Genomic DNA, 551 nt, shown 5'->3' with positions numbered 1-551 from the left:
GAGGTGACGCGCTCGCGCAGCCGCGCCGGCGTCTCCTCGCTCTCCAGCGCCATCCGCGCCGCGCCGAGGGCCGTCTCAAGGGTGAGCAGCCGGGCCTTTTCCCGGGGCAGGCCGAGCTCGGTGCCCGCGTCCTCCATCATCTCCATGAGCAGGAAGAAGTACGCGGGGCCGCTGCCGGAAATGGCGGTGACCGCGTCCATCAGCGCCTCGTCGGAGAGCCACTCGGTCACGCCCACCGCGCGCAGCAGCGATTCCGCGAGGTTGCGGCCGTGCTCGGTCACGTGCTCGTTGGCGTACAGCGCGGTGGCGCCGGTCTGGACCAGTGCCGGGGTGTTGGGCATGGCCCGCACCACGGCCACGCGGCCGCCGAGCCAGCGGCTGAGATCCGCCTCGCGCACGCCGGCGGCGATCGAGATGGTCAGGGTGTGCTGGGCCCGCAGCTGCCCGCCGAGGGATTCGGCGACGTCCCTGATCACCTGGGGCTTGACCGCGAGGACCACCGCGTCCGCGCCGTCGACGGCCTCGGCATTGTCGCCGGTGACAGTGACGCC

1 protein-coding gene is annotated in these 551 nt (G+C 73.0%); it reads right to left on the bottom strand.

Annotated elements, in window-relative coordinates; genetic code table 11:
• A partial coding sequence (gene proC / locus G7A99_RS24235; RefSeq protein ID WP_163144634.1) for a pyrroline-5-carboxylate reductase occupies positions 1-551 on the bottom strand: 551 nt, incomplete at both ends.

Source organism: Arhodomonas sp. KWT (genome assembly GCF_010993615.1).
This window is presented reverse-complemented; position numbering and strand designations above follow the sequence as displayed.